The following is a 26,892-nucleotide window of genomic DNA, read 5'->3' as shown; positions in this document are numbered from 1 at the left end:
ATGACGGTGCGTTTGGTCAGGCACGGCGATCACAAGCGGATCGCCGTGTCGTCCTTTCCGGTGCGGATAACCATCATGGTATTGAATCGCGCAACATTTGTCTGATCGCGGAACAGCCTGTCGCACAGCGCGTCGAATTCTTCCATGTCGCGCAATCTCAGTGTCAGAAAGACATCGACCTCTCCGGTGACCGCATAGGCCTGTGAAACCGCTTCTTCAGCCACCGCGAGGTCCAGGAAGCGGCGCATGTGATGCTCCCCGTGAAGTTCCAATTCCACGGTTACCAGTGCTTTCAAGCGACGCTCCGTCTTGGCCGCGTTGAGGATCGCGACGGTGCGGTCGATGATGCCGGACCGCCGCAGTTTGCGGATTCGGCGCAAACAGCTCGACGGCGACAAACCGACCTCGTCGGCCAAGTCGGCGTTCGTTCGCGCGGCATTCCGCTGCAGCAGGTTGAGCAGTTTTCTGTCGAGGCGATCCACCGATATCTAATCCTTCCGCGGCTCCGTTCCCAGCTCATTGGCGCAATATTATTGCACGAAGGCGCAATCTTTGACCACAAATGCGAAGAGAGTTGGGATAGCTAGACGGGGTCACGTCAAAGGAACCCTGAAATGCGTTTTGTTGCCGATCTCGGTCGCGGTCTGCGGGATATTTTTGGAATTTATTGGGAACTGGTGCGGATAATCGTGCCGGTTGCGGTTGGGACGGAGCTGCTGTCGCGGCTTGGCGCGATTGAGATGGTTTCGCCGATGCTCGCCCCCGTCATGGATCTGTTCGGCTTGCCGCCTGAACTGGGTTTGGCCTGGCTCACCGGTTTGCTTGTCGGGATCTGGGGCGCCATATCGCTGATCTTCGCCCTCGTCCCCGTCTCGGAATTGACCACCGCCGATGTAACGGTTTTTTCCGCCTTGCTGTTGTTCGCCCACGCCCTGCCGATCGAACAGAAGATCATCCAGAAGGCGGGGCCGGGCATGGCCCTGACCATTTCTCTCCGTGTCGGCGGCGGTATTATCTACGCCTTTCTCTTGCATCGCGTATTAACCGCGGCCGAATGGTTGTCCGATCCCGTGAACCCGACCTGGATTCCCTTGAACGTGACGACCGATTGGATCGATTTTTTTGCCGGTCTGATAGAGGCTTTGGCCGTGATGTTCTTGGTTCTGGCCGGTCTGACCTGGGGATTGGCATTGATGAAGCGCGTCGGCCTTTTGAGGGGGTTGATGTGGCTGCTGTCGCCCGCGATGCGATTGGCCGGCATTCGCAGGGAAGCGGAACAATTCGCCGCGGTGGGGCTGTTCCTGGGAATTTCCTATGGCGGCGGATTGCTGATCCGCGAAGCACGGTCGGGGCGCGTACCGCCGCGCGATACATTCATCGCCTGTGTCTTCATGGGGTTCGCCCATAGTGTGATCGAAGACACGATTGTCGTCATGGCGCTGGGGGCGGATATCACCAGCATCCTGGTCGGCCGCATTGCGTTTGCAATCGTCGCGACAGCGCTGATCGCCGCGCTGGTGCGGTCGCTGGCGGACGACACATTCTTTACCTGGATGTTTCGCCGCGCCGAACAGCCGGGCTGACCTGAGGCGTCGGCGGTGTCAGTTCACCAGCGGCGTGAAGGTCGTCCGCGCGGGTTCCAGCGTTTCGATGCTGTTCCGGGTGATTTCCCGGATCGCATAGGAACGCTGCACGACCCCGTTGGGCTGCAGGCGGAACAAGCCGTCCACACCCAGGAAACCTTGCTCGTTGGTCAGGGCCGAAGCGCTGTAATTCGGGGCGGTACCGTCGCCTGCCAGCACCGCGCACAGCGCCATCGCGTCGTAACCAAGCGAGGCGAGGCGCTGCGGACGCCGTCCATAGAACTGGCTGAAGCGGGACCGGAACTGTTCCAGGCGCTCATTGGCCGGGGCCGGATACCAACTGCCGATCAAAGACGGTTCTGTCTGCAATCGGGAAAATTCGTCCCAAAGCTGAAGGCCCAGAATTTGAACTGCGGGTTGGTCCACATCGTAATAGGCCAATTGCGCCGCCAGGGTGCGCAGGGTCGTGTTGCTGGTCGCCGCCAACAAGATCGCGTCGAAGGGCGGGTCGCCCAGCGTGTCCAACTCCTCCAAACGGCGCAGCGCCGCCTTGGACGCCCCGTCCGTCTTGCCGGACAGCGACCGGCGCTCGGCCAGCAGGGCCTGACGGCGACCGTCATAGTTGGAGATGGCGGTGATCAGGTCGGCATAGTCATGGGCGCTTTCATCGATGAACCGCGCGCTGATCAGCCGGGCCGGATAGTTCGACACCGTCGTTTGCATCGATTGCACGATCAATTCGCCATAGGGCCCGGTGGGCGCCAGAACCGCGAACCGGCTTGCGCCTTGCCCGACGGCGAAGTCCACGATCGTACGGACCTGCTCCGCCGGGGCAAAGCCCAGTGCATAGACGCCGCCGCCGGCGACCGCGGGATTGTTCGAAAAACTCAACAGGCTGATGCCCGACCGGCGTGCGATCGGCGCCGCCGCCTCCACCGAGGCTGTCAGCAACGGTCCCAGGATGATGTCGGCCCCGGCCTCAACCGCCTGCAGGGCGGCGTCGCGGGCGCCGTCCGGGGTGCCCCGCGTGTCGAAGGGGATCAGATTGGCGGCCGGGTTTTGCATGTCGAACAGGGCCATCTGCGCGCCTTCCAGCAACGCCTGGCCAACCGCGCCATGCTGTCCGGTCAGCGGGACCAGAAGGGCGATTTGCGCGCCTTCCTTGTCGCGGGCCGCGGCAACGCCGTCCAACAGGAACGGGTCCTCGTTCAACACCGTGCGGGGCACGACGATGCGGGTTTCCTCCTGTTCCTCGGCGGTTGCTTCCGCGCCGGCGTCTGCTTCCGCGTCCGGCGCCTCTGCCGCCGGCGGGGCTTCTTCCTTCTGACCCAGGTTGAGGGTTTGGCAGCCCACGGTCAGGGGCAGCCAAATCGCCATGGCCAGAAGGGCGGCCAGCCGGCGCGGCCGGAAGGCGCTTGCAATGCCTGCGGTGGAACGCGGATAGTGCGCCCGAATCCAGTTTGGCATCGTCCAGTTTCCGATAGTTCGGGAACGGCGATCCGTGGGGGCGGCAAAAACTGAAATCAAAGTCCGGCTCCTGTGAACGGCGCCCACATTTGGCGAATAAAGGTGAATACCGTGGTCAAAGACGACCCCAGCGGGCGCGAAAAATCAAGCGGCGGCGAACCACGCCTTCCCCCCGGGTTGTATATCGTCGCGACGCCGATCGGCAATCTGCGTGATATCACCCTCCGGGCCTTGGACGTTCTAAAGGCGGTTGACGTCATCGCCTGTGAAGATACCCGCACGTCTCGAACCCTACTCAGCCATTATGGCATTAATACGGCGACTGTCCCCTATCACGATCACAGCGATTCGCGCCGCCGCGACGGATTGTTGGATCGTGTGGCGGCGGGCGAAGCGGTCGCCCTGGTTTCCGACGCCGGCACGCCGCTGATCTCCGACCCCGGATTCAAGCTGGTGCGGGAGGCACGGGAAAAGGGTCTGCGGGTTGAACCGGTGCCGGGCCCGTCCTCGGTCCTCGCGGCTCTATGTGCGGCGGGCGCGCCGACCGACCGTTTTCTGTTCGCAGGGTTTTCGCCGACCAAGACAAAGGCGCGGAAGGATACGTTCGCGGAACTGCGCGCCACCCGCGCCACGCTGGTCTTCATGGAAAGCGCGAAACGCCTGCCGGGCGCATTGGCGGATATGGCGGAAGTTCTGGGCGATAGACGCGCCGTGGTCGCACGGGAAATCACCAAACTGCATGAAACATTCCGCGCGGGGACCTTGGGTGAGCTTGCAGCCGCCTATGCGGCGGAAGGCCCGCCGCGGGGTGAGGTGGTCATCGTGGTCGATCCGCCGGGTGAGGATGAAGGCCCGTCTGAGGAAACGCTGGACGCCATGCTGCGCGATGCGCTGGCTTCGGGCGACAGCACACGCGACGCGGCGGACCGGATCGCGGCCGAGACCGGCCTGCCCCGCCGGACGGTCTATCAACGCGCGCTGGCCTTGTCGGGCCGGTGAGCGACACGCGGAAACAGGCGGAACGCCGCGGCCGTTGGGCGGAAACCTTCGCCTTTTTGTATCTGGTGGCCAAGGGCTACCGGCCCGTGGCGCGGCGGCTGAAAACCCCGGTGGGGGAGCTTGACCTTGTCATGCGCCGGGGCGAGATCCTTGCGGTGGTGGAGGTGAAGGCACGGCCCAGCCTGGATTTGGCGGCGGAGGCCATCTCGCCCCGGCAATGGCAGCGCCTGATGCGTGCCGTCGAATGGCTTACCGCAGGCCGGCCGGCTCTTGCCCGGCTGGCCATTCGTTTCGATGCCGTATTGGTGTCGGGGGTATCGATCCGGCATGTGAAGGATGCGTGGCGCCCCTGAAGGCCCCGGAAGCGCGCTACAGGCGCCCCGAAGAGCGGTAAGAGCCAGCTAGCCCTTCATTTCCGCGTTATAGAGCGCCATCGTCTCATCGTCGAAGCAGCAGAATGTGATATCCAGCGGGAAATGTGTCTCGACCAGCCAGGCGCGGCAGGTCTCCACGGCAATTTGGGCCGCCGCGGCGGGCGGATAGCCGAAGATGCCGGTGGAAATTGCCGGAAAGGCGACGGTCTTGCAGTCGGCGTCTTTGGCAAGGTCGAGTGAGGACCGGTAGCACTTCGCCAGCAGGTCCGGTTCCCCGGCCGCGCCGCCCAGCCAGATCGGCCCCACCGTGTGGATGACGCGCCGGGCCGGCAGGTTGTACCCGCCTGTTATCCGCGCCTCGCCCGTCGGGCAAGGCCCCAAGGTCTGGCATTCCTGGGCCAGATCGGGGCCTGCGGCGCTGTGGATCGCCCCGCAAACGCCGCCACCCGGCAACAGCTGTTCATTGGCGGCGTTGACGATGGCATCCAGGTCGAGCGTCGTGATATCCGTGGATATCGCCGTCAAACTGCCCTCAGCTACCGTCACGTCACCCGTCATCCAGTAAATTCAGCCGTTAACCCGTAAACCCAATCGCCTTCACATTGGCGTCTTTGGCTTTGTTGGCGGCTTCAATCCCCTCTTCGATCAACTTATGCGCCTCACCGGCTTCGCCCCAGCGCAGAACCTTCGCCCATTTGTCCTTCTCCAGGTCCTTATAGTGGGTGAAGAAGTGGGCGATCTGGTCCAAAAGGACCTGCCGCAAGTCGCGGTAGCTGGTTACATCGTTGTAATAGGGGTGCAGTTTGTCATGCGGAACCGCAAGGATTTTTTCGTCCAGGCCGGCTTCGTCTTCCATCATCATCACGCCGATCGGACGCGACCGGACGACCGCGCCGGGCATCACGGGAAGCGGGCTGAGAACCAACACGTCGGTCGGGTCGCCATCACCGGAAAGGGTGTGCGGGATGAAACCGTAATTCGCCGGATAGTGCATCGCGGTGTAAAGGAAGCGGTCCACATACATGGCGCCGGAATCCTTATCCAGCTCATACTTCACCGGATCGGCGCCGACCGGCACTTCGATGATGACATTGACGTCAAAGGGCGGATTTTCGCCGATCGAAATTTTGCTGACATCCATTGGCCATACCTTTCAGCCTAACGAGTCCGTTTCACGGTATCCCGCTCCGGACGAGGAGATACTGTATCACAGGGGAGATATGTTGCGCCGCAGCAATACACTCTGCGGCACACAAATCAAGCGTCAATTCTATGATTTTACGATGCTGTCGGCGGTCATGGCCCGGGGATCAAGGTTTGGCATCCATGCGCTGACCGGGTTCCCGGGCGGGCAGTCTTTCCGGCAGCCGGGCGATCAGCCACAGCAACAGCAGGCCGGGCACGGCAAGCCCGGTGGTGGCGATGAAGAAGGTGACCCAATCCATCTGATCGGCCAGCCACCCCCCACCGGACGAGAAGAACGACCGACCCAAGGCCATCAGGCTGGTCAGCAAGGCGTATTGCGTGCCCGTATGGGCGACGGAACACAGGCTGCTGAGATAGGCGACAAAGGCGGCCGACCCCAACCCCCCGGTGAAATTATCCGCGCCCACGGCAAGGGCCAGCAGCGCCACATCGGCGCCGTTCGCGGCCAGCAGGGCGAAAAGCAGATTGGTTACCGCCTGTAGGATACCGGCAATGACCAAGGCGCGGATAAGACCGATGCCCGCCACCAGGGCCCCGCCCGCAATGGTGCCCAGGATCGTCGCGCCCAGGCCGAAGAATTTCGTTACGCTGGCGATTTGTTCGGCGGAAAAACCCATCTCCACATAGAAGGGATTGGCCATGATACCGCCAATGGCGTCGCCGAATTTGTACAGCAGCGCGAAGGCCAGAAGGGCGATCCAGCCAGGATGTTTCATGAAATCCAGAAACGGGGCCACGACCGCGCGCTTCAGCCATTCCGCGTAACCGGCCTTCCGGTCCTGGCTCAAGCTTTCCAAGCTTTCCGCCGGCTCATTTGCAGTCAGGATCAGCAGCATGCCGATAGGCAGGCAGGCCGCCATCCCCGCATAGACCCAGAACCAGGGCAGGAAGGCGCTCATCCAAATCGCGCCGGCCCCGCTGACCAGCATGCCCAGGCGGTAGCCAAGCTGAATCGCCGCCGCCCCCGCCCCTTGCTCGTCGCGGTCCAGAAGCTCGATGCGGAAGGCGTCGATGACAATGTCCTGGCTGGCCGACAGGAAGGCGACGGACAGCCCCGCCAGGCCGAACAACAGGGTCGTCTCGTTCGGGTCCGCCGCGCCCATGGCCAACAATGCGGCCATCAAGGCCAATTGAATCACGATCGCCCAGCCGCGCCGCCGGCCCAGCCGTCCGAAAGGCGGCGGTGCGGGCAGATGGTCCAGCAGGGGCGCCCAAAGGAACTTGAACGCATAGGGAATGCCGAGCAGCGCGAACAGCCCGATGGCCGTCTTATCCACCCCTTCCCGCGCCAGCCAATAGGTCAAAGTCCCCGTGGTCAGCGCCAAGGGCAGCCCGCTGACGAAGCCGAACCCCAGGATCTGCCAGATCCGAGGGTCCAGATAGGTTTTGACGGCTTTGTCGATGGAAAATTTCATTGCCGGAAACTACCCGGATTCGGTCGGTGGGTATCGATCGAATTTGTGTCGGCATATCGTGAATTAATCGTTGTAACCCATGTCATCTTTTCATACGGAAGGTAGTTTAAGTGGGGTAGCTTCGCTTTTTCGGGTTTGGTTCGTTCGGTTTGTATTTTTTGTTTAGTGCGCTTTGGGGGGGTCATGAGGGGGTCTATTTTTCGCATTGGTGTCGCACTCGGTGCGGCCACCACGGTTACGTTTTCGGCAGGATTCGGCGAGGGCCAAGCGGCGGCTCCCCTTGTGCCGATCCAACTGGCGGCCTCTCCGGCCGCGACCGAACAGGTGTCCGCCGAAGTTGCGCAGCAATTCACGGATCTCATTGCCGAAGGTGACGAGAGTTGGACCGGCGGAGACGTGGACAAAGCCCTTGAGCTTTTTCAAGCAGCGCTCGCTCTCGCCTCGGAACGTTTGACCGCGGATCCAGGCAGCCTCGAATGGATTGACAACAAAGTGACGGCGTTGGATGCGGTCAACGACGCGCTGCAGGAACTTGGCCGGTTTCAGGAAGCGCTGGACCATGCGAATTTTCTGCGGGACATCGTCGAACGGGAAGTGAACAAGGACCCGTCGAATCAGTATTGGATTTTCACCCTGGCCGATGCCAATCAGGATCGCGGCCGGGCGCTTTATTCAATGAATGACGGCGCGCGTGCCACGGAAAGCTTCAAGGCAGAGGTCAGCCTGAGGGAAAAACTGGTCAGGATGGACCAAACCGACCCTGACCGTCAGTACGCGCTGTCGATCGCCTATAACAGTTTGGGAGATGCCCAGACCTACCAAAGTGCGTATGACGATGCGCTGGCCAGTTACGAGCGGGACTTGGAGCTGACTCAGGCCTTGCTCGAACGGTTCCCGGATAACGAAAATTATCGCCACGGCTTAGCCGCAACCTATCGCGATATCGGTATTCTGCAGTCCTACCGGGAAGACGAAGCCGCGACGCTGACGGCCTATCGCGAGGAGCTGCGAATCCGCCAAAGCCTGGTTGAAGCGAATCCATCCGACGTCGATCAGAATTGGAACCTGACCGATCTGCACATCGAAATTGCCGACCGGCTATATGCGCGGCGCGAATTTCTAACCGCGATCGACCATTACCGACTCGCGGCCGATGCTTGGCGCGTGGTGCTGGAGTCCGATTCGGAGAATATCGATCATATCTGGCGCCTCTCCGCAATCGAAGCTGGGTTGGGTGAAATCATGCTCAATGTCGGCGATCGGGACGGCGGCATTTCCCAATACAGAGCCGCTTTGGAATTGCAGCGGCCGATTGTCGAAAACGGCCTTGCCGATATCGCCCGCCGCCAGCAGTTTGCGGCGATTGTTAGTGCGGTGGGCGTACTTGTCGCCGAGCAAGACCCGGTGAGTGCGATCAAGGCCTACAACGAAGCGCTTTCCGTGCGTGAAAGCGTTATTGCGGAAGACCCGTCCCAAACGACTGATTGGCAGCAAATCGGCGCGCTGCAATTGGAGGTCGGCAAGCTGCATGCCGGCCAGCAGGAATATGACGCGGCACTCGAACTGGCGCGCCGTGCGACAGCGCATTATGACACGCTTCTGCAAAGATATCCGGGCTCGCCTGATTGGCTTATCGGCGAGTACTCAGCCGATTTATTGGCGGGATATGTGTTGTCCGAGATGTACCGGCATGAAGAGGCGGGCGCACGATACATGTCCGCGGCCTCGGTCCTAAAGACGCTCTTGCAGATCTCTCCGACAAACCGGGACTTCCGATCCGATCTCTATAAGGCACAATCGCGGTCTGCCTATGCTCTGTCTCGGCAGGGGGAGAATGATGCCGCGGTTTCGATTTTTCAGGACCTCCGCCAAACCTGGGCCGCAATGGCCGGAAAGACTGAACAGGACTTTCCGAACATGCAAACCCTGGCCTTTCTTGATGCAGAAATCGGCGATTTTCTGTATTCGATCGGACGCCTGGAAGAGGCTATCGCCGCGCATGAAACGGCGTTGAAACACTGGCGTTCGGTCAGCCCGGATGTATCGGACGATGCGGAACCCTTGCGCCGAATAGCGGGATTACAGGCGGCGATCGGCAACAGCCTGTTGGATCTGGAACGTTGGCAGGACGTTATTGCACCGAATGAGGAAGCCAACCGCCTCTACCGGAGGGTTTTGGAGAAAGAACCCCGCGATGCGTTCCTGCGATTCCGCCTCGCCCTGACTGAAAAGGTCGGGGGCTGGGCCCTACTGAATCTCGGGGAGGAAGAGAAGGGTCTGAACCGGTTCAAAACTGCCGAAACACTGTTGAATGAGCTTTTGGCCGAAGAGCCGGCGAACACCACGATCATTGACCACCTTATTCAAATTAATCGAGCGACGGCCCTTTACATGGAAGGTCTGGGCGATGGCCAGGCGGAAAGAGTGCGGGAACGCATCTATACCCAGAAAGCCATGGATGTCGCCATGGCAGCGCGGAAAGTGTTGCCCGGCGATGTCTGGCTGATCGAGCAAGTGGCGAATATTCACACCGATTTTGCCGAATCCTTTTTCGTGACCGGTGATTATGCGGAGGCCGCGGCTGCTTTTGAGAAGGCCGTATCCGACTGGCGGGGTTTCTTGGAAAGCGAACCCGACAATCCGAAGGCTAACTACAGCCTTGCCCGCGCCCAGAACGCAGCGGGTGATTCATACGAGGCCATGGGCCGGAACGTCGAAGCGAAGGCGGCTTTTGACAAGGCCGTGGAAGGCTTCCGGCAAGCTTTGGAACTGGATCGTGAAAATCAGGAATATGCCGATTGGCTTTCGACCGGGCTGAACAATACCAGCAGGATGAGCCAGATACTCGGTCTGGACGACAGCCTGAGCAATCTTGGGCAGAGCCTTGAAACCGGCCGACGCAACCTGGCCAATGATCCGGAAAACCGGGAGCTTCGCAGGAACCTGTCCTTAACCTTGATCCTGCTTGGCGATACGCATCAGAACGACGGTAATTTCGACGCGGCATATTCAACGTTCCAGGAAGCGTATGAAATTCGGGCCGCTTTGGCGGAAACAGCGCCGGAAGATCCCGACGCACTGCGCGACTTGAGCGTTGCCGTGGAACGTTTGGGAGAAATTCTCGGTGACATGGGCCGGCAGCAAGAAGCTTTGGTTCAAATGGAGCGCCGCTTGGCCCTGGTAAGAGAAGGTCTGGCGAAAGATCCGTCGAACGAGCAGTTGAACGAAGACTTGAAACTAGCCTTGGTAAAGGTGGCATATCAGCAATCGGCCTTGGGCGACTATGAAGAAGCCGTTGCAACCCTCGACCTAGCCGTCCGGCACAGCCAGAACAAGGCTGCGGAAAACCCGGACTCTATGTATTGGGTGAGTGCCTTTGCAAATACGTACGAGCACCTGGGTAATCTGCATCGCGACAACGGTAACGCGGCAGACGCCCGGGAAAACTTTGAGAAGGCTTTGACCTTCTACGGCAAACTCAATTCCCTGGATCCTGACGAGCCCTATTGGCCGGAATGGTTCGCGGAGATCTATGCGAAGCTGGGGGATATCTCCTTCGACCTCAACGATGTCTGGGGCGGCCTGAAGCAGTATGAGAAGATGGTCGTACTTCTGGCTGAATACGCAAAGACACATCCCAACGATGTTGCCGCGCTGAGAACTGCCAAGGCAGGCTATTTAACTGCAAGCGAGACATTTGCGGATTTCAACGAACCGGTGCCCGCCGCGAAACTGAGTGCCGCAACCGTCGCGATTCAGAAACGAATTGTCGAATTGGCACCGGAAGACACGCTGGAGCGGCGGGACCTTGCCTTCGCGCAGGCCTGGCACGGCGAGCGCCTGATGGCGCTGGGCCAGAAACAGGAGGCGATGAAGTTTTATTGGGCGGCTTTGAAGGCGCGTACGGAAGCGGCTGAAGAGAACCCCGACAACACGGATTACCTGGAAGATCTTATCTATTCCCACCGTCAGATTGGCGATGTGCTCCTGGCCGGCGGGGATGCCAAAGGTGCCCTGAAACGATATCGGGAAGCGCTTGAAGTCGCCGAACGGCTATTTGTGCGAGATCCGACGAATATTTATTGGGAGGACTTTGTCGGAATTCAACTCTGGCAGGTCGCTCTTGCTCTGGATGCCGCGGGTCGTCCGGAAGACGCTATTGGGCGCTATCGCGAAGCGCTTGAGATTAAGCAAAAAGTGGCGGCGGAGTTACCTGAAGACCCAGAGAAACGGGTCGATGTTGCATCAATCGGCATCAGCTACGGGGATACGTTACGGAAGAACGGGAACCCGCAGGGCGCACTGCCTATTTATCGCCAATCGCTGAATTTCTCGGAAGCGTTGGTGGCGGAAGACGCCGCCAATCCGCGTTACCAGAACAGCCTTGCTGTGGTCACCTGGCGCCTGGCCCTTGTGCCGGAAAGCGGGGTCACCTGGACGCATGTCGCCGACGTTTGGCAGGATTTGATGGATAAGGGGCTGCTCGAACGGTCGCCTGAATACACCAACTCGCTGAAGGCGGCGAAAGAACGCGCGAAGCAGGAACAGGGCGGCTGAGCCTGCCCTATTCGGCGGCGCTGGCCCACATCTCCGGCGTCAGACGGAAGAAGGTGTGGGTTTTGCCCAGGTTCCGCTCATAGGGCTGGGCATGGATGAATTTCATGCCCAGGCGTTCCGCGACCCGGCGGGAGGCCGCGTGCTCTTCGGCCATATGGGCGACCAATTCGGTCAGGCCCAGGGTTGAGAAAGCGTGGTCGATAATGGCGCGCGCGGCTTCGGTCGCGTAGCCCTTGCCGTGATGGTCCGCATGCAGGATCCAGCCGATATCGACGAAGGACCACTCGCCGATACGCCCGGGAAACAAGCCGCAATCGCCAATCAACTGGCCTGTTTCGCGTATTTCCACCGCAAATCGGCCGTATCCGTGCTTTTCATAGCTCTGGCGGACATTGGCGAGCCATGTCGCGCAGCCGTCCCGGTCGAAGGGCGCCGGCCACAGCTTCATGGTTTCCGGGTCGGAGAGGACGGCATGCAGCGCGTCCACCTCCGCCGGATCGTCCCGCCACTCGCGCAGGCGCAGCCGTTCGGTCAGGATCTCTGTAGCCATTCCGAGACGAACCCCAGCCGCGGGTCGCGGCTTACGCCACGCTCGCTTCGTCCGCGGCGCGCTGGCGCTGGTGGCGCTTGCGCTCATGCGGGTCCAGGATCGCCTTGCGCAGGCGGATGACGTTCGGCGTCACTTCCACCAACTCGTCTTCCTGGATATAGGCGATGGCGTCTTCCAGGGTCATCTTGCGCGGGGTCGTCAGTTTGACGGCCTCGTCCTTGCCCGATGCGCGGAAGTTGGTCAGCTGTTTGGATTTCAGCGGGTTCACTTCCAGATCCTGGCCCTTGTTGTGCTCGCCGATGATCAAGCCCGGATAGACGTCGTCGCCGGAATTGATGAAGATCGGCCCACGGTCTTCCAGGTTGAACAGCGCGTAGGTCACGGCCTTGCCCTGTTCGCTGGAAATCATCACGCCGGCGCCACGCTGCGGGATCTGCCCCTTATACGGCGCATAACCGGTGAACAGGCGCGACAGAATGCCGGTGCCGCGCGTATCGGCCAAAAACTCGCTCTGATACCCGATCAAACCGCGTGACGGCATGGTGAACGAGATGCGGGTCTTGCCGCCGCCGGACGGGCGCATGTCGGTCATTTCCGCTTTGCGCTGGCCCAGCTTTTCGACGACGACGCCGGAGAATTCCTCGTCCACGTCGACCTGAACTTCTTCCATCGGCTCCAGCCGCTTGCCGTTCTCGTCCTGGGTATACAGGACGCGGGGCGGGCCGATGGTCAGCTCAAAGCCTTCGCGGCGCATCTGTTCGATCAAGACGCCCAGCTGCAATTCACCACGGCCGGCGACCTCGAAGGCGTCCTTGTCGGCGCTCTCGGTGACACGGATGGCGACATTGCTTTCCGCCTCCCGCTTCAGCCGGTCGCCGATCATCCGGCCCGTCAGCTTGTCGCCGCCGTTGCGGCCGGCCAGCGGGCCGTCGTTCACGGCAACGGTCATCGCCATGGTCGGCGGGCTGATCGGCCGGCCTTCCAAGGGTTCCTTGACGGAAAGGGCGCAGATCGTATCGGCGACGGTCGCCTTCTGCAGGCCCGCGACGGCGATGATGTCGCCGGCTTCGGCGACTTCGATCGGTTCCCGCTTCAAGCCCCGGAAGGCGAGCAATTTGGTCAGGCGGACCTGTTCCAGCAATGTGCCGTCGGCCGCAAGGCCTTTCACGGTTTCACCCATCTTCACCTTGCCGGAGAAAATCCGGCCGGTCAGGATCCGGCCCAGATAGGGGTCGGATTCCAGGGTCGTCGCCAGCATCCGGAACGGGCCGTCCGCATCCGCTTCCGGCGGCAAGACGTGCTCGACGATGCGTTCGAACAGCGGGTTCATGCTGGTGCGCTCGGCCTCAAGATCCGCCGCGGCCCAGCCCTGTTTGGCGGACGCGTAAAGGATCGGGAATTCAAGCTGCTCTTCGGTCGCGTCCAGCGCCACGAAAAGGTCGAAAACCTGGTCGACGACCCAGTCGGGCCGCGCATCCGGCTTATCCACCTTGTTGACCACCAAAATCGGCTTCAGGCCCAGGGCCAGCGCTTTCATGGTGACGAACTTGGTCTGCGGCATCGGGCCTTCGGCGGCGTCCACCAGCAGCACCACGCCATCGACCATGGAGAGGATACGTTCCACCTCACCGCCGAAATCGGCGTGGCCGGGGGTGTCGACGATGTTCATCCGGACGTCGTTCCAGTCGACGGATGTGCATTTCGCCAGAATGGTGATCCCGCGTTCCTTTTCCAGGTCGCCTGAATCCATGGCCCGTTCTTCGACCTGCTGGTTCGAGCGCACGGCGCCGGACTGTTTCAAAAGTTCGTCCACCATGGTCGTTTTGCCATGGTCGACATGGGCGATGATCGCCAGATTGCGAAGCTGCATTTTCGTGTTCCGGAATAGCGGGCCGGCGGCAAAATATTCGCCGCGCGCGGCACAAGTAGCGCGCCTTCTACCCTGATCCTTGCTGCGCCGCAAGATGGTGCGGCATTTCCGGCATGAATGGGCGGAAATGCTACCCCTTCAGAAACGCCACGATCCATTGCGCGAGCACGTCGCGCTGAAGGCCCTTTCCCAGGCTTTCCTTGGCGGCGTCTGAAACCTTGTCGCCCATGCGTTCGCGGCGCAGATCGATCAGATCGCTGGAGAAGTCCTTCGACATTTCCGGGTGGCACTGCATGGTCATGACCGTGTCGCCGATGGTCGTGATGCCGGCTTCGCAGAAATCGCTGCCGCCATAGACCTTGGCGCCCGGCGGGGTTTCGACCACCTGATCCTGGTGGGAGACGATGCAGCTGACCGCCTCGTCATCGGTCACCATCCAGGGCGCGCGCTCGGTGATTTTATAGGTATGCGCGCCGGCGCCCCAGCCCTTGTCGCTCTTCACCACCTTGCCGCCGAAGGCCTGGGCGTAAAGCTGATGGCCGAAGCAGATGCCGACCTGACGCTTGCCCATCTCGGCGGCGCGGCGGCTGAACTCTTCAAGCGGTTTGATCCAATCATGGTCTTCATAAACGCCGTGGCGGCTGCCGGTCATCAGCCAAGCATCGCAGTCCGCCGGGTCGCTCGGCAAGTCGCCGTCCAGCACATGGTAGGTGCGGAATTCCAGGTCCGGGTCCGCGCCGCGCAGCAGGTTGGCGAACATGCTCGGGTAATCGCCGAACTTTTCCAACATGCCGTCGAGCGGACGGCCGGTTTCAATGATGCCGATTTTCATGGTTGTTCAATCCTCGGTTCCGGCCCTCTCCCCCACCCAACCACCCCGGGATCGTAGGCTATGGGTGGCTGGGTGGGGGAGCGGGCCGGTGCCGCAAAAAAGAGTGCTAAACCGCCAGTTTCTCGCGGATCAGGTCGCGGACATGGACTTCCGGGCGGGCGCCGTAATGGCACACCACCTCGGCGGCGGCGATGGAGGCCATGCGGCCCGCCGTCGCCAGATCGAAGCCTTGCGTGTAGCCATACAGGAAACCCGCGGCGTATTGGTCGCCCGCGCCCGTCGTATCCTTCAGCTTGTCGCCGATGGGATCCGCGTCGATGACATGGACTTCGTCGCCCGAGAGCACGACAGATCCCTTTTCGGACCGGGTCAGGCAGGCAATTTCGCAATGGCCGCGCACTTTCTGCAGCGCCGCGTCGAAATCCTCGACCTGATAAAGGGAGGTGATCTCGCTCTCATTGGCGAACAGAATGTCCACATGGTTTTCGACCAGCGCCCGGAAGGCTTCCCGGTGACGGTCGACGCAAAACGGATCGCTGAGGGAAAGCGAGACCTTGCCGCCCGCTTCGTGCGCGATATCGGCGGCCTTGATGAAGGCGGCCTTGGCTGCTTCCGGGTCGAACAGATAGCCTTCCAAATAAAGCACCTTGGCGGCTTTGATGGTCGCTTCGTCGATATCGTCCGGGCCGAGGTCTACCGCGGCGCCCAGATAGGTCGCCATGGTGCGCTCCGCGTCCTTGCTGACCATCACGATGCAGCGGCCGGTGGAGGGGCCGGATGTCGCCGGTTCGATCGGGCAATCGACGCCCATCGCCTTCATATCGTGGATGAAGACCTTGCCCAGCCCGTCGTCGCTGACCTTGCCGATATAGGCGCCCTTGCCGCCCAGCGCGGAAAAGCCCGCCATGGTATTGCCGCAGGACCCGCCGGACACCTCGACGCCTGCCGGCACCGCGTCGTAAAGCGCGTCGGATTGGGCGGTATCGATAAGGTTCATGCTGCCTTTCGGCAGGCTGTGTTCGTCCAGGAAGGTGTCTTCAATCGTCACCAGAACGTCGACGAGGGCGTTGCCGATTCCGACGAGGTCATATTGAGAAGTCATACGGGCAGGTCCTTGCGGTGTTTACGGTTTCCTGCTCACCGCTTCTAGAGCATGCGGCGGCCGGGGAAAAGGAGAGATGGGGTGGCGCGGCTCGTCGCGGAGAGGGTCAGCGGTCGCCGATGGCGCTGTTCCAGGGGTCTTTGAACCGGAACAGCTCGTCCGGCATCTCCCGGCCGAACCGGGCGTTGACCAGCGTGACGCGCGTGTCCAAGCCCTGGGCGTCGGTGACGGTCCATTGCTTCAGCTGCAGGGGGCGGTCTTCGAAGACAAGCTGAACCTGACCGTTTTCGGGTGCGTAACGATCGATGACGGTGATGACCACCAAGCCGCTGCCGCGCGATATGTCGGTCGCCTTGAAGTCGTCTTTCAGCGAGATGTTTTCCTGCAAAAGGAAGGCGGCGGGCGTGGAATCCAGCGGAATGTGGGACACTTCCTCCAGTTCCTTGTCCACATAGATGAACCAGGTGCCGTCGGCGACCAGCAGCAGAGGCGACGGCGGGTCGTATTCGAACCGCATCTTACCGGGCCGGGACAGAAAGACGGTGCCTTCGGAGAAATTCCCCCGCGGGTCGATTTGGACGAAGCGCGATTCCAGCGTCGTCAGTTGATTGAGGTAAGTCTCGATCCGGTTGATATCCGCGATCTGTTCCGGGCTGAAGACCTGCGCCCGGGCTTGGCCGGACGTAAGCGCAATCGCCAGTATTGGCAGGGCAAGCAGGGCCAGATGGACGGATTTAGTCCATGTTGCTGTGATCCCCGACCAGAACGTCCCGCTTACCGACATGGTTGGCTCTTCCGACAACGCCTTCTTTCTCCATTCTCTCAATGATCCGCGCGGCGCGGTTATACCCGATCTGCAAGTGCCGCTGCACGAAGCTGGTCGACGCCTTGCCTTCCCGGGCGACGAGCGCCACCGCTTGATCATATAGGGCGTCTTCCGGTCCTTCGCTCTCTCCGAACGAAGCAGCCCCGCTCACATCTGTGTCAAAACCGCCGGACATGTCGTTTTCGTCTGTGACCGCTTCGACGTAATCCGGTTCGGCCTGGGACCGCAGGAAGTTGCACACGTCCTCCACTTCGGCATCGTCGACGAAGGGCCCGTGGACGCGCTTGATGCGGCCGCCGCCCGCCATGTACAGCATGTCACCCCGGCCCAGCAACTGTTCCGCCCCCTGCTCGCCCAGAATGGTGCGGCTGTCGATCTTCGAGGTCACCATGAAGCTGATGCGAACCGGGAAGTTGGCCTTGATCGTGCCGGTGATGACGTCGACCGACGGGCGCTGCGTGGCCATAATCAAATGGATCCCGGCGGCGCGCGCCATCTGCGCCAGGCGCTGGATCGAGGCTTCGATTTCCTTGCCCGCGACCAGCATCAGGTCGGCCATTTCGTCGACCACGACGACGATATAGGGGAAGGGCGTCAGGTCCAGCGGCTCCTCCTCCATGATCGGGCGGCCGGTTTCCGGGTCGAACCCGGTCTGGACCTTGCGGGTCAGTTCCTCGCCCTTGCGGGCGGCTTCGGCGACGCGCTTGTTGTAGCCCTCGATATTGCGGACGCCGAGCTTGGACATGGCGCGGTAGCGGTCTTCCATCTCCCGCACCGTCCATTTCAGGGCGACGACCGCCTTCTTCGGGTCCGTCACGACCGGGGCCAACAGATGCGGGATATCGTCATAGACCGATAGTTCCAGCATTTTCGGATCGACCATGATGAATTTGCAGCGATCGGGCGGCAGGCGGTAGAGCAGCGACAGGATCATCGCGTTCAAGCCAACGGATTTACCCGACCCGGTGGTCCCCGCGATCAGCAGATGCGGCATGGTGGCCAGGTCCGCGATCTCCGGAATGCCGCCGATATCCTTGCCCAGCACCATCGGCAGCTTCAGTTTGCTTTCCTCGAAGGTCCGGCTGGACAAGACCTCTCGCAGGCCGACCAGCTCGCGGTCGCCATTCGGCATTTCGATGCCGATCACGTTGCGGCCGGGGACGGTGGCGATACGCACGGAAATCGCGCTCATCGACCGGGCGATATCGTCGGCCAGGCCGATCACGCGGCTGGTCTTGGTGCCCGGGGCCGGTTCCAATTCGTACAACGTCACCACGGGACCCGGGCGAACCTTCACGATTTCCCCACGGACGCCGAAATCTTCCAGCACCCCTTCCAGCATGCGGGCATTCTGTTCCAGCGCTTCCTGGTTTTCCTGCACCTTGCCGGTGTTGTCGCTTTCGTCCAGCAGGTCCAGCGGCGGCAAGGCGTATTCGCCGGTGTTGCGCGGCAGGTCCAGCGTGATCTGGCGTTCCTTGCGGGCGCGTTTGCTTTCCTGCTGCTTCTCGCCGCGTTCCTCGACCCGGCCCGGCTTCACCGGGTGCTTCACTTCGGGCGCCTGACGCGGCGGGCCTTCCGGTTTCACGCGCGGCAACAGGGTGGGCTCCGCACGCTCTCCCCAGCCGCGCTGCAGAACCGCGTCCTTGGCGGCGGCCACGGCGCCTTTCAAGGCGGCCGGATCGGCGGCGGACCGTGCCATATGCGCGCCCTTCTTCACCTTGCGGAAGGCAATGACCCATTCGGCCAGGCTGAAACCCAGCACCAGAACGGTCAGCGTCAGGCCGACCAAGCCCAGAATCCCCGCCAAGGCGGAGGAGGACAACGGTAGCCGCAAAGGCTCCAGCCAGCCGATCAAGGTGCCCAGCACCGTATCGCCGACGAAGCCGCCCATACCGATTTGGAAAGGCCAGCTTTCCGCGGTCGGCAGGCCGGCCATGCCGGCGGCGCCCAGGAAAACGGCCAGAACGGCCGACAGGATCTTCAAGGCCGGGTGCGGCAGACGATGCTCGGCCGCAATGCGCCAGCCCCAGGCTGCCGTAATCGGCACCATAAGCGCGCCGGCCAAGCCAACGAATTGCAGCACCGCGTCGGCAAAATAGGCACCGAAACCGCCCAGCAGGTTTTGCACCGGCGCCGCGGTCGCGACGCTCCAGGACCGGTCGAGGGGATCGAAACTCACCAACGCGGCCAACATCGCGAGGGCGGCCAGAACCAGCATCAGGCCGGAAATCTCGACCAGGCGCTGTTTCAGAAGTGCCGCCATCCAATCCGGCAGCAGTGGCTGCCGCGCGTCCGTCCGTGTCGCCATGGTCCTAACCCTCCTCAGTCACTGTCAGCCCGTCCAGCAGCACCCGCCGCACGCGGCCCAGCATTTCACGCACCGTTTCCGGGTCGTGCACCAGGGCGATGCGGATGAACCCATCGCCCGGTGTATGTCCTTCCGTATCCACCGGCCGGGACATCAGCCGTCCCGGCAAGACCTTCACGCCGGCTTCCACCCAAAGGCGTTTGGCCGCTTCTTCGCTGTCGGTAACCGGCAGCCACAGGAAAAAGCCCCCCGTCGGGCGCGTATAGCCCGGCAAATCGCCCAGAATCTCGTCCGACAGGTCGAACAACCCGCTATACAGCGCCCGGTTGGCCACCAAGTGGTCTTCGTCCCGCCACAAGGCGGCGCCGGCGGCCATCAATGGTTCGGGGATCTGCGCCCCGCCATAGCCACGAACCATTACCAATTTGTCGATCAAATCCGCTTGGCCGGCCACGAAACCGCAGCGCAAGCCCGGCGCGGAAGACCGTTTCGACAACGAATTGAAAACCAGGATATTGTCGAGTGCGCCCTCGCCGGCCTCACCGAGCGCCTTCACCGCGTCGAAGCCGCCAGCCGGCGGTTCGGACCCGTTGAAAATTTCCGAATAGCATTCGTCGAGCGCCAGGATATAGCCGTGGCGGCGGGCCGCCTCGACATTCCGGGTCAGCGTCTGCAAGTCCGCCACGCCGCCCGTCGGATTGGACGGCGTGCACAGATAGGCGATTGCCATCCGGTCCAGCACATCCGCCGACAGAGAGGGGTAGTCGGGCAGATAGTTGGTTGATGCATCGGCGGCCGGTACCGGCAAAGGTTCCGCGTCGCCCATCACGGCGGCGCCGTAATAGACGTGATAGGCCGGGTTCGGCATACCGATCAGCGGCTTGCCCTTCACCTGTGGGCGTTTGATCGCAGCGGCCAGGATTCCGGCCTGGAACAAGGCCTCGCGCGTGCCGCAGGCCGTGGTGACGTGCCGGGCCGCGTCGACCGTGCCGGGGGCCAGGTCATACCGCCGCGTGATCCAATCCGCGACCGCCTTCAGATAGTCGGGTGTTCCCCTGGGGCTCGGATATTTCGACCACAAATGTGCGTTCCGGGTGACGGTCTCCGACAGAAAGGCCGGCGGCGCGCCCTGCGGTTCCCCCACATGCGTCAGGATAGGGCTCTCCCCCGGCTCCAACCCTTTGAGCAGAGTGGCCAGCCGGCGATAGGGATAGTCGAAAAGTTTGTCGGCGGCGCTTTCGGCCATGGTTATCTCATCGAATTAAACAAAGTTGAAATAATACGAAGCAAAGAGATTAGCTCTCAAATACAGACAATAATAGAGAATACTCCGTTTCTTCTGCAAGGCACTCAATTCAAATAAAAAACTGATTTCGTTTCTCTTGCTTAGCGGGATACGCGGCTTCCTATGAGGATGATTTCGGATTCGACGGCAAGGGAAGGCGCTCTTCAGGCGGCAATTCCTGTGGTGGCGGCGGTTGGTAACGCCCACCCTGCGCACGGCCCCACCTTTTCAAGGGCCCGCGCGTCATACCGTCAGCCTTGGATATTCGAGATAAAAAAATCCCCGGAAGGAGACCTTCCGGGGATAAGTCAGCGGGTGGGAAACGACGTCAGAGACGCCGTCTGTCCGACCGGGGCCATCAGGCCCCGACCGAAACTCTTGGCCCGAGCGTTACATACGCTGCGAACCGACACCGAATTCGGGATAGGCTTCCATCCCACATTCGGCTTTGTCCAAACCATCGACTTCGTCTTCTTCGCTTGCGCGGACACCGATGGTGACTTTCAGGATCGTCCAGACGATCAAGCTGAAGATGAAGGTGTAGGCACCGATTGAGACGATCCCCACGATCTGCGTGACGAAGCTTGCATCGCCATTGCTCAGCGGAACCGCCAGGGTGCCCCAGATACCGGCAATCAAGTGGACGGAGACCGCACCGACGACATCGTCGATTTTCAGCTTGTCCAGCATCGGTACAGCGAAGACCACGATCACGCCGCCAATGGCGCCGATGATGACGGCCAGGCCCGGTGCGGGTGCCAGCGGTTCAGCCGTGATCGAGACCAGCCCGGCCAGCGCGCCGTTCAGCGCCATGGTCAGGTCGACCTTCTTGTACATGACTTGCGTCAGGATGATCGCGGCGACAACGCCACCGGCAGCAGCCAGGTTGGTGTTGATGTAGATGCTGGAGATATCGCGGATATCGGCAGCGGTTCCCATGGCCAGCTGTGAGCCGCCGTTGAACCCGAACCAGCCCATCCACAGGATGAAGGTACCCAACGTTGCCAGCGGCAGGTTCGCGCCCGGCATCGGATGGACCTTACCGTCCACGAATTTGCCTTTCCGTGCACCGATCACGATCGCCCCGGCCAGAGCAGCCCAGCCGCCGACGGAGTGAACGATGGTGGAACCGGCGAAGTCGGAGAAGCCCATTTCGCTCAGCCAGCCGCCGCCCCAGGTCCAGGAACCCTGGATCGGGTAGATGATGCCGGTCAGGACGACGGTGAAGATCAGGAACGGCCAAAGCTTAACGCGTTCCGCAACCGTGCCGGAAACGATGGAGGCGGTCGCCGCCACGAAGACCATCTGGAAGAACCAATCGGATCCTGCCGCATAGCCTGCTTCTTCACCGACAAAACCATCTGCCGTGATGCTCGGATCGGCCGCCGACCAGATCGAGAACGAACCGATGAAGCCACTGACATCCATGTACATCAGGTTGTAGCCGATCAGATAGTACAGGATGCCGGCCACGGAATAGATCGCAATGTTCTTGAGGCATTGCATGGTGGTGTTCTTGGTCCGGACAAGCCCTGCTTCGAGCATGGCGAAACCGGCCGCCATCCACATGACCAGGAAGCCATGCATCAGGAAGGACAGCGTGTTGAAGATAAACGCGGTTTCAACGTCGGTCGCCGCTGATGCCGGGGCCGCCATGGCCGCAACACCAAGGCCGCCGAGGGCCGCAACGCCAAGCCGGGCGGAGCGGCCGAAGCGAAGGTTTTTGAATTTCATATTGATAACTCCCCTACAGCGCTTCGTCGCCGGACTCGCCGGTGCGGATCCGCACGGCGGTCTGGAGATCCAGCACAAAAATCTTTCCATCGCCGATCCGACCGGTGCTACCGGCTTTCTGGATCGCCTCGACAACCGCGTCGGCCTGACCGTCGGCGACCACAACCTCGACCTTCACTTTCGGCAGAAAACTCACTGAGTATTCCGCGCCGCGATAGATCTCAGTTTGACCTTTTTGACGGCCGAACCCCTTTACCTCGGATATCGTCAAACCTTGCACGCCCAAGCTTGTGAGGGCCTCTCTGACCTCGTCGAGCTTGAAGGGTTTGATGATCGCCATTACGAGCTTCATTCGTAGGCTCCCTTCTCAATGTTGAATGTTCGGCCACAGTTTTTGCGCCGCACCATGAAACCTTGTTAAATCAAAATGCGTGCCGGAATCGCCGAATCAGAGAAACGATTGAAAATCAGTGGGATAGGACATATTTCTTTGGGGTCTGGCGCCGGAGGCTAAAAAAGAAACAGCCTAAAAATTAGTCACAGAGGCGTGATTGATCAAAAAACAGGCAATACTTGCGGTAGTAGTATCTGTTATGCGAGGCAGGTTGAAATGACGGAACGGGTGGATGTCGGCATCGTCGGCGGCGGCATGGTGGGCGCAGGTTTGGCCTGCGCTTTGGCCACGGCGGGTCTTCGGGTGGCACTGGTCGACCGGGAGGCCCAGGACATGCAAACCGTGCCGGCCTATGACGGTCGCGCATCGGCAATTGCCTATGGGTCCGCTCAGGTTCTGAAGGGCATCGGCGTTTGGAAACATCTGGAAGCCGACGCGTCCCCAATCTGGGACATCCGCGTTGTCGACGGCCATGTATTGGACGGGATTTCGCCGCTTTTCCTGCATTACGATCACACGGATATCGGTGATGACCCCTTCGGCTATATCGTCGAGAACCGCGCCACGCGCGTCGCGCTCCATAAACGCTGTACGGAATTGGAAACGTTGACGCTGCATGCGCCGGTCAATGTTACCTCCGTCCAGGCCGGTCCCGGCTTCTCGACAATCGAAATCGAAGATGGGGAGCCGATTCAGGCCGCCGTCGTCATCGCGGCGGATGGCAAGTTCTCGACGCTGCGCGATTGGATGGGAATCAAGGTCACCGGCTGGCGCTATGATCAGACCTCCATCGTCTGCACCGTCAAACACGCGTTGCCCCATAACGGCGTCGCGGTTGAACTTTTCCTTCCCAGCGGCCCTTTCGCCATGCTGCCGATGACCGGCGACCGGTCGAACATCGTCTGGTCGGAACGGTCGGATCTGGCGCGCGGTTTCGCCGAGTTGGACGATGCGGCCTTCCTGGCCGAGTTGAAGACCCGCTTCGGCGATTGGTTGGGCGATATCGAATTGGTCGGCCCGCGCTTCACCTACCCCCTTTCCTTGCAGCACGCGGAAACCTATATCGGCGACCGGTTCGCCATGGTGGGGGATGCCGCCCATGCGGTTCACCCGATCGCCGGCCAAGGGTTGAACATGGGGCTGCGCGATATTGCCGCGATGGCTGAAGTGCTGGTCGACGCCAAGCGGCTGGGCCTGGACCTCGGCGCGGCAAGCGTTCTGCGCCGGTACGAAAAATGGCGCCGGTTCGACAATGTGCTGCTTTCGGCGGTGATGGATGGGCTGACGCGCTTGTTCTCCAACGATGTTGCGCCGGTTCGCCTGGCCCGCGATATCGGGCTGGCGGCGGTTAACAAGACGCCGCCGGTGAAACGGTTCCTGATGCGGCACGCGATGGGGGTCGTCGGCGAATTGCCGCGTTTGATACGGGGAGAAGCCCTATAGTAGGGGGCGAGGCGCTATAACGGCCTATCGGTTTTAGAAAGAAGGGTACGGGAATGGATATCGGTGTCCCCTATAAGGTCCTGGGGCCGGTGGATGTGAAGGAACTGGCGGCGTTCGTCGACGGACTGCCGGACGAGGATTGGGAGCGCAATCGCTTCCGCCAGGATCTGCTCGCCAGCCGGGTGCACAGCGAATTCACCCGCGCGATTCCGCTGATCCACAATTTCGTGCCTTATCAGATGCCGTGGAAGCGACGCTCCATGAAGGAAGTGTTCCTGGAATGGTGCAAGCAGGAGAGCATCGATCCTGAACCCCTGATGCCCGTGGTGATCGACGAGAACGACCAGGGCGAGGTCAGCGCCTTCCCGCAATGGAAACAGTTCGAAGCGCTGGTCGCCCCGGTGGTTGAGAAGGCGATTTCCTATATCAAGACACCCAGGGGCGTGCTGACCCGCGTTGCCATCGTCGAAATGGCCGCCGGCGGCAAGGTCGGCGCCCATATCGACGGTCAGCCCATGGCGGCCCGCGCCCACCGGGTGCATGTGCCGCTGATCTCCCCGCCGGGCGTCGAATACAAGATCGACGGCAAGAAACTAAAGATGCAGGTCGGCAAAGTTTATGACTTCAACAACCGCAAGACTCATTCGGTGAAGAACAAGGCCAAGCGCCGGCGGATCAACATTCTGATCGACTACCTGCCCAATCCCGGCCCGGCCATCCACCACGCCTTGCCACCGACCTAAGCCGACGAAACCTATCGGCGGGCCAGGTAGACGGTCTGGGTGAAGGGTTTGTCCTGCAGCGGGTTGTGGAAGGTGACGGGTTCGGCCCAGGCTTCGGAAAACACCTTGCCCAATCTTTCGGTGAAGCCGGCATCCTCCAGCGCGTCTGACCACAGGCCCATGACGCCGCCGGGCTTCAGCTTGCCGGCCAGCGCCGCCAAACCGGCTTCGGTATAGAAACCGCTGCTGCCTTCGTTCAACAACCAGTCCGGCGAATGATCGATATCGATCAGAATGGCGTCGTGCTGGCGGCCGGGCGTGTTGGCATCGAACCCTTCCCTGGACCCGGCGCAGGCGAAAAAGTCGGCGCGCAGGAACTGGCAACGGCTGTCATCCGCCAAACCGGTGCCCATGGGCAGAAGCCCTTCGATATGCCAATCGACCACAGGGTCCAGCAATTCGACGACCGTGAGCGTACCCACCGCATCATGCTTCAGGGCGGCTTCCGCGGTGTATCCCAAGCCCAAGCCGCCGACCACGACGTCCAGCGACCCGGCGGCGGCCGTTTCGGCGCCGATCGCGGCCAGACCCAGGTCGGCCAGGGCGACCTCTGACGCGGTGAACAGGCTGGACATCAAATGCTCGTCGCCCAGCAGGATTTCAAAGACATCCGTATCCAGTGACAGAATCCGCCGCCGCCGCAGGCTCAACGGCCCGATCGGCGTTTCGCGGTAGTCAAGTTCCTTGAATAGGAAGCTCATCCGAAAATTAAACTCATGGGTCTCGGCTGAGGCCCTGGGCGCTCAAGGCGGCCAGATAGTTCGCCCAGCGGGCTTCCTGGTCCGTGCCCAGTTCATACAGATAGGCCCAAGAAAAAATACCGCTGTCATGTAGGTCGTCGAAGACGATCCGGACCGCGTAATTGCCGACGGTTTCCAGGTTCATGATGCCCACATGGCGTCGGCCCGGAACGGTCTTCTTCTGGGAAGGCGAATGGCCCTGCACTTCCGCCGACGGGCTTTCGACCCGCAAGTATTCAGCCGGATATTTGAATGTCTCGCCGGTGTCGAAGGCGACTTCCAGGATCTTCTCCGCCTTGTGCAGTTTGATCTCGGTCGGCCAGACCTTGGTCGCAAAGCGGTTCGCGTCTTCCGTGCCCGCAGCGTTGCCGTTCATTCCGTGTTCCTTTTCCCGACCAGTCAGTCGTCGTCCAGCTGGCGCGCTTCATAGGGCAGCATGATCGGAATGCCGTCGCGGATCGGATAGGCCAGTTTCGCCTGATCGCTGATCAACTCCTGCGCTTCCCGGTCATAACGCAACGTCCCGTGGGTCAGCGGGCAGACCAGGAATTCCAAAAGCTTCGGGTCGACCTGACGGCTCTGATCTTTGTTCTCGCTCATCCTATGCTCTCTTCCGATTCCCGCTTTGAAAACCGCATCGAAGGCCCGCAGGGCCTATTGCCGCCCGGATTCTTCGTGGGTGGTTTCCAATACCGCCATCTCGACCAATGAGGTCAAGACATCAAGCCTGTCTTTCAGTGTCGGGGCTTCCAGCAACGCCTGCTTTTCCAGCGCTTCGAACGGGCAGATCATGGACAGTGAATTGATCAGCCGTTCGGAGGGGGTGTCGTGAACGGCGTCCCAATTCGCCTGGATTTCCTGCGCCTCGAAATAGGGCTTGAGGGAGGCGAACAGCCTCTCTTTGTCCAACGGCGTCGCCTCGTCGTGCTCGGTCAAGTCGCCCAAATAATCCGACCAATCCGCCTGAACCCGGCGGTACCCGTCGCGCATGGGCATTTCCTCTGTGACCTTGAACCGCGCGATACCGCGCAGATTGATCAGCAAGCGACCGTCGTCGGTCTCCTCGAATTGGGTGATCCGTCCGGCGCAGCCGACCGGGAAAATGGCGGGCTGTTCCCGGTCCATATCCGTGATTTCCAGATCGTCTTCTTCGTCCTCGTCATCTTCGCGGCCCTGCACGAAGTCGCGCGGCACGCGCGGCTGGATCATGCCGATCATGCGGCCCTCACCCAGCGCGTCGGTGATCATGTTCAGGTAGCGCGGCTCGAATACGTTCAGCGGTAATTGCGCCCGCGGCAGCAGCAGCACGCCGGTCAGAGGGAATATCGGCAGATCTTCCGGAAGGTCTTCGGCGGTCGGATCAAAAACACTCATAGCGTACCCTATACCGGTTCCCTCTTGGGCGCGAGGATGTGCCGGACCGCC

General features: G+C 61.2%; 24 protein-coding genes. 6 read left to right on the top strand and 18 right to left on the bottom strand.

Annotation, left to right across the window (positions count from 1 at the left end; genetic code table 11):
- Nucleotides 1–29 precede the first annotated feature (29 nt).
- Nucleotides 30–482 carry an Lrp/AsnC family transcriptional regulator gene (locus EOI86_RS13210; protein WP_127765655.1) on the bottom strand — a complete coding sequence of 151 codons (453 nt, stop codon included), beginning with the start codon at nucleotides 480–482 and terminating at the stop codon, nucleotides 30–32.
- Nucleotides 483–614: 132 nt separating this feature from the next.
- Here EOI86_RS13210 and EOI86_RS13205 point away from each other — a divergent pair, with 132 nt between their 5' ends.
- A complete protein-coding gene (locus tag EOI86_RS13205; RefSeq protein ID WP_127765654.1) occupies nucleotides 615–1,583 on the top strand; it encodes a nucleoside recognition domain-containing protein in 969 nt (322 codons plus the stop codon).
- Nucleotides 1,584–1,601: 18 nt separating this feature from the next.
- Here the strand turns inward: EOI86_RS13205 and EOI86_RS13200 are convergent, their stop codons facing one another.
- Nucleotides 1,602–3,050 carry a penicillin-binding protein activator gene (locus tag EOI86_RS13200; RefSeq protein ID WP_127765653.1) on the bottom strand — a complete coding sequence of 483 codons (1,449 nt, stop codon included), beginning with the start codon at nucleotides 3,048–3,050 and terminating at the stop codon, nucleotides 1,602–1,604.
- A gap of 111 nt (nucleotides 3,051–3,161) precedes the next feature.
- Here EOI86_RS13200 and rsmI point away from each other — a divergent pair, with 111 nt between their 5' ends.
- Nucleotides 3,162–4,049: a 16S rRNA (cytidine(1402)-2'-O)-methyltransferase gene (rsmI, locus tag EOI86_RS13195; protein ID WP_240035667.1), complete on the top strand. Its 888-nt coding sequence runs from the start codon at nucleotides 3,162–3,164 to the stop codon at nucleotides 4,047–4,049.
- A complete protein-coding gene (locus EOI86_RS13190) occupies nucleotides 4,046–4,402 on the top strand; it encodes a YraN family protein (RefSeq protein ID WP_127765652.1) in 357 nt (118 codons plus the stop codon). The genes rsmI and EOI86_RS13190 overlap by 4 nt, the downstream gene beginning before the upstream one ends.
- Before the next feature lie 48 nt (nucleotides 4,403–4,450).
- On the opposite strand, the gene EOI86_RS13185 is transcribed toward EOI86_RS13190, so the two are convergent.
- The 3 genes from EOI86_RS13185 to EOI86_RS13175 all read right to left on the bottom strand — a co-directional run bounded on the left by EOI86_RS13185 (nucleotide 4,451) and on the right by EOI86_RS13175 (nucleotide 7,044).
- Nucleotides 4,451–4,969, bottom strand: a complete 519-nt coding sequence (locus EOI86_RS13185) for an O-acetyl-ADP-ribose deacetylase (protein ID WP_240035666.1) — start codon at nucleotides 4,967–4,969, stop codon at nucleotides 4,451–4,453.
- Between the two features lie 28 nt (nucleotides 4,970–4,997).
- Nucleotides 4,998–5,564 carry an inorganic diphosphatase gene (ppa, locus tag EOI86_RS13180; RefSeq protein ID WP_127765650.1) on the bottom strand — a complete coding sequence of 189 codons (567 nt, stop codon included), beginning with the start codon at nucleotides 5,562–5,564 and terminating at the stop codon, nucleotides 4,998–5,000.
- Nucleotides 5,565–5,733: 169 nt separating this feature from the next.
- Nucleotides 5,734–7,044: an AmpG family muropeptide MFS transporter gene (locus EOI86_RS13175; protein WP_127765649.1), complete on the bottom strand. Its 1,311-nt coding sequence runs from the start codon at nucleotides 7,042–7,044 to the stop codon at nucleotides 5,734–5,736.
- Nucleotides 7,045–7,227: 183 nt separating this feature from the next.
- Between EOI86_RS13175 and EOI86_RS13170 the strand changes: the two genes are divergently transcribed.
- Nucleotides 7,228–11,601 (top strand): tetratricopeptide repeat protein, encoded by a 4,374-nt coding sequence (locus EOI86_RS13170; RefSeq protein ID WP_127765648.1) that lies wholly within the window; start codon nucleotides 7,228–7,230, stop codon nucleotides 11,599–11,601.
- A 7-nt stretch (nucleotides 11,602–11,608) separates the two neighbouring features.
- Here EOI86_RS13170 and EOI86_RS13165 read toward each other — a convergent pair whose 3' ends face one another.
- From EOI86_RS13165 to EOI86_RS13125, 9 genes are all read right to left on the bottom strand, one after another.
- Entirely contained in the window at nucleotides 11,609–12,151 is a 543-nt protein-coding gene (locus EOI86_RS13165; RefSeq protein WP_161973822.1) for a GNAT family N-acetyltransferase, read from the bottom strand.
- A 31-nt stretch (nucleotides 12,152–12,182) separates the two neighbouring features.
- The gene (gene typA, locus EOI86_RS13160) at nucleotides 12,183–14,021 is read right to left on the bottom strand and encodes a translational GTPase TypA (RefSeq protein WP_127765646.1); all 1,839 of its coding nucleotides are present in this window, start codon (nucleotides 14,019–14,021) and stop codon (nucleotides 12,183–12,185) included.
- Nucleotides 14,022–14,151: 130 nt separating this feature from the next.
- On the bottom strand, nucleotides 14,152–14,853 hold the full coding sequence (locus EOI86_RS13155; RefSeq protein WP_127765645.1) for a glutamine amidotransferase-related protein: 702 nt from the start codon (nucleotides 14,851–14,853) through the stop codon (nucleotides 14,152–14,154).
- Between the two features lie 106 nt (nucleotides 14,854–14,959).
- Complete coding sequence (locus tag EOI86_RS13150; RefSeq protein WP_127765644.1) at nucleotides 14,960–15,955, bottom strand: adenosine kinase; 996 nt, start codon at nucleotides 15,953–15,955, stop codon at nucleotides 14,960–14,962.
- Nucleotides 15,956–16,061: 106 nt separating this feature from the next.
- Nucleotides 16,062–16,739 carry a LolA family protein gene (locus EOI86_RS13145; protein WP_127765643.1) on the bottom strand — a complete coding sequence of 226 codons (678 nt, stop codon included), beginning with the start codon at nucleotides 16,737–16,739 and terminating at the stop codon, nucleotides 16,062–16,064.
- Nucleotides 16,690–19,089, bottom strand: a complete 2,400-nt coding sequence (locus EOI86_RS13140; protein ID WP_127765642.1) for a DNA translocase FtsK — start codon at nucleotides 19,087–19,089, stop codon at nucleotides 16,690–16,692. The genes EOI86_RS13145 and EOI86_RS13140 overlap by 50 nt, the downstream gene beginning before the upstream one ends.
- A 4-nt stretch (nucleotides 19,090–19,093) precedes the next feature.
- On the bottom strand, nucleotides 19,094–20,335 hold the full coding sequence (locus EOI86_RS13135) for an aminotransferase class I/II-fold pyridoxal phosphate-dependent enzyme (protein ID WP_127765641.1): 1,242 nt from the start codon (nucleotides 20,333–20,335) through the stop codon (nucleotides 19,094–19,096).
- A gap of 429 nt (nucleotides 20,336–20,764) precedes the next feature.
- Complete coding sequence (locus EOI86_RS13130) at nucleotides 20,765–22,108, bottom strand: ammonium transporter (RefSeq protein WP_127765640.1); 1,344 nt, start codon at nucleotides 22,106–22,108, stop codon at nucleotides 20,765–20,767.
- Nucleotides 22,109–22,121: 13 nt separating this feature from the next.
- Complete coding sequence (locus EOI86_RS13125) at nucleotides 22,122–22,460, bottom strand: P-II family nitrogen regulator (RefSeq protein WP_127765639.1); 339 nt, start codon at nucleotides 22,458–22,460, stop codon at nucleotides 22,122–22,124.
- A 258-nt stretch (nucleotides 22,461–22,718) separates the two neighbouring features.
- Here EOI86_RS13125 and EOI86_RS13120 point away from each other — a divergent pair, with 258 nt between their 5' ends.
- On the top strand, nucleotides 22,719–23,945 hold the full coding sequence (locus tag EOI86_RS13120) for a UbiH/UbiF/VisC/COQ6 family ubiquinone biosynthesis hydroxylase (RefSeq protein WP_127765638.1): 1,227 nt from the start codon (nucleotides 22,719–22,721) through the stop codon (nucleotides 23,943–23,945).
- A gap of 53 nt (nucleotides 23,946–23,998) precedes the next feature.
- Nucleotides 23,999–24,688: an aspartyl/asparaginyl beta-hydroxylase domain-containing protein gene (locus EOI86_RS13115; protein WP_127765637.1), complete on the top strand. Its 690-nt coding sequence runs from the start codon at nucleotides 23,999–24,001 to the stop codon at nucleotides 24,686–24,688.
- A gap of 11 nt (nucleotides 24,689–24,699) precedes the next feature.
- Here the strand turns inward: EOI86_RS13115 and EOI86_RS13110 are convergent, their stop codons facing one another.
- From EOI86_RS13110 to EOI86_RS13095, 4 genes are read right to left on the bottom strand one after another with little or no spacing between them, the layout of a single operon-like run.
- Nucleotides 24,700–25,428, bottom strand: a complete 729-nt coding sequence (locus EOI86_RS13110; RefSeq protein ID WP_127765636.1) for a polyamine aminopropyltransferase — start codon at nucleotides 25,426–25,428, stop codon at nucleotides 24,700–24,702.
- 13 nt (nucleotides 25,429–25,441) lie between these two features.
- Nucleotides 25,442–25,843, bottom strand: a complete 402-nt coding sequence (locus EOI86_RS13105; RefSeq protein ID WP_127765635.1) for a gamma-butyrobetaine hydroxylase family protein — start codon at nucleotides 25,841–25,843, stop codon at nucleotides 25,442–25,444.
- Between the two features lie 23 nt (nucleotides 25,844–25,866).
- Nucleotides 25,867–26,067, bottom strand: a complete 201-nt coding sequence (locus EOI86_RS13100; RefSeq protein WP_127765634.1) for a Trm112 family protein — start codon at nucleotides 26,065–26,067, stop codon at nucleotides 25,867–25,869.
- Nucleotides 26,068–26,121: 54 nt separating this feature from the next.
- Nucleotides 26,122–26,841, bottom strand: a complete 720-nt coding sequence (locus tag EOI86_RS13095) for an LON peptidase substrate-binding domain-containing protein (protein ID WP_127765633.1) — start codon at nucleotides 26,839–26,841, stop codon at nucleotides 26,122–26,124.
- Nucleotides 26,842–26,892: the final 51 nt, after the last annotated feature.

It is taken from the genome of Hwanghaeella grinnelliae (assembly GCF_004005845.1).
Taxonomy (GTDB): Bacteria; Pseudomonadota; Alphaproteobacteria; order UBA8366; family Aestuariispiraceae; genus Hwanghaeella; species Hwanghaeella grinnelliae.
Note: the sequence above shows the minus strand (reverse complement) of the source record. Positions and strands in the feature narration are given on the sequence as shown.

Coding starts and splice junctions, on each gene's coding strand:
- EOI86_RS13100 (WP_127765634.1), bottom strand. CDS start 26,067: ATGAGCGAGAACAAAGATCAGAGCCGTCAGGTCGACCCGAAGCTTTTG.
- EOI86_RS13115 (WP_127765637.1), top strand. CDS start 23,999: ATGGATATCGGTGTCCCCTATAAGGTCCTGGGGCCGGTGGATGTGAAG.
- EOI86_RS13120 (WP_127765638.1), top strand. CDS start 22,719: ATGACGGAACGGGTGGATGTCGGCATCGTCGGCGGCGGCATGGTGGGC.
- EOI86_RS13205 (WP_127765654.1), top strand. CDS start 615: ATGCGTTTTGTTGCCGATCTCGGTCGCGGTCTGCGGGATATTTTTGGA.
- typA (WP_127765646.1), bottom strand. CDS start 14,021: ATGCAGCTTCGCAATCTGGCGATCATCGCCCATGTCGACCATGGCAAA.
- EOI86_RS13155 (WP_127765645.1), bottom strand. CDS start 14,853: ATGAAAATCGGCATCATTGAAACCGGCCGTCCGCTCGACGGCATGTTG.
- EOI86_RS13150 (WP_127765644.1), bottom strand. CDS start 15,955: ATGACTTCTCAATATGACCTCGTCGGAATCGGCAACGCCCTCGTCGAC.
- EOI86_RS13170 (WP_127765648.1), top strand. CDS start 7,228: ATGAGGGGGTCTATTTTTCGCATTGGTGTCGCACTCGGTGCGGCCACC.
- EOI86_RS13125 (WP_127765639.1), bottom strand. CDS start 22,460: ATGAAGCTCGTAATGGCGATCATCAAACCCTTCAAGCTCGACGAGGTC.
- EOI86_RS13110 (WP_127765636.1), bottom strand. CDS start 25,428: ATGAGCTTCCTATTCAAGGAACTTGACTACCGCGAAACGCCGATCGGG.
- EOI86_RS13105 (WP_127765635.1), bottom strand. CDS start 25,843: ATGAACGGCAACGCTGCGGGCACGGAAGACGCGAACCGCTTTGCGACC.
- EOI86_RS13200 (WP_127765653.1), bottom strand. CDS start 3,050: ATGCCAAACTGGATTCGGGCGCACTATCCGCGTTCCACCGCAGGCATT.
- EOI86_RS13140 (WP_127765642.1), bottom strand. CDS start 19,089: ATGGCGACACGGACGGACGCGCGGCAGCCACTGCTGCCGGATTGGATG.
- EOI86_RS13130 (WP_127765640.1), bottom strand. CDS start 22,108: ATGAAATTCAAAAACCTTCGCTTCGGCCGCTCCGCCCGGCTTGGCGTT.
- ppa (WP_127765650.1), bottom strand. CDS start 5,564: ATGGATGTCAGCAAAATTTCGATCGGCGAAAATCCGCCCTTTGACGTC.
- EOI86_RS13135 (WP_127765641.1), bottom strand. CDS start 20,335: ATGGCCGAAAGCGCCGCCGACAAACTTTTCGACTATCCCTATCGCCGG.
- EOI86_RS13095 (WP_127765633.1), bottom strand. CDS start 26,841: ATGAGTGTTTTTGATCCGACCGCCGAAGACCTTCCGGAAGATCTGCCG.
- EOI86_RS13175 (WP_127765649.1), bottom strand. CDS start 7,044: ATGAAATTTTCCATCGACAAAGCCGTCAAAACCTATCTGGACCCTCGG.
- EOI86_RS13165 (WP_161973822.1), bottom strand. CDS start 12,151: ATGGCTACAGAGATCCTGACCGAACGGCTGCGCCTGCGCGAGTGGCGG.
- EOI86_RS13145 (WP_127765643.1), bottom strand. CDS start 16,739: ATGTCGGTAAGCGGGACGTTCTGGTCGGGGATCACAGCAACATGGACT.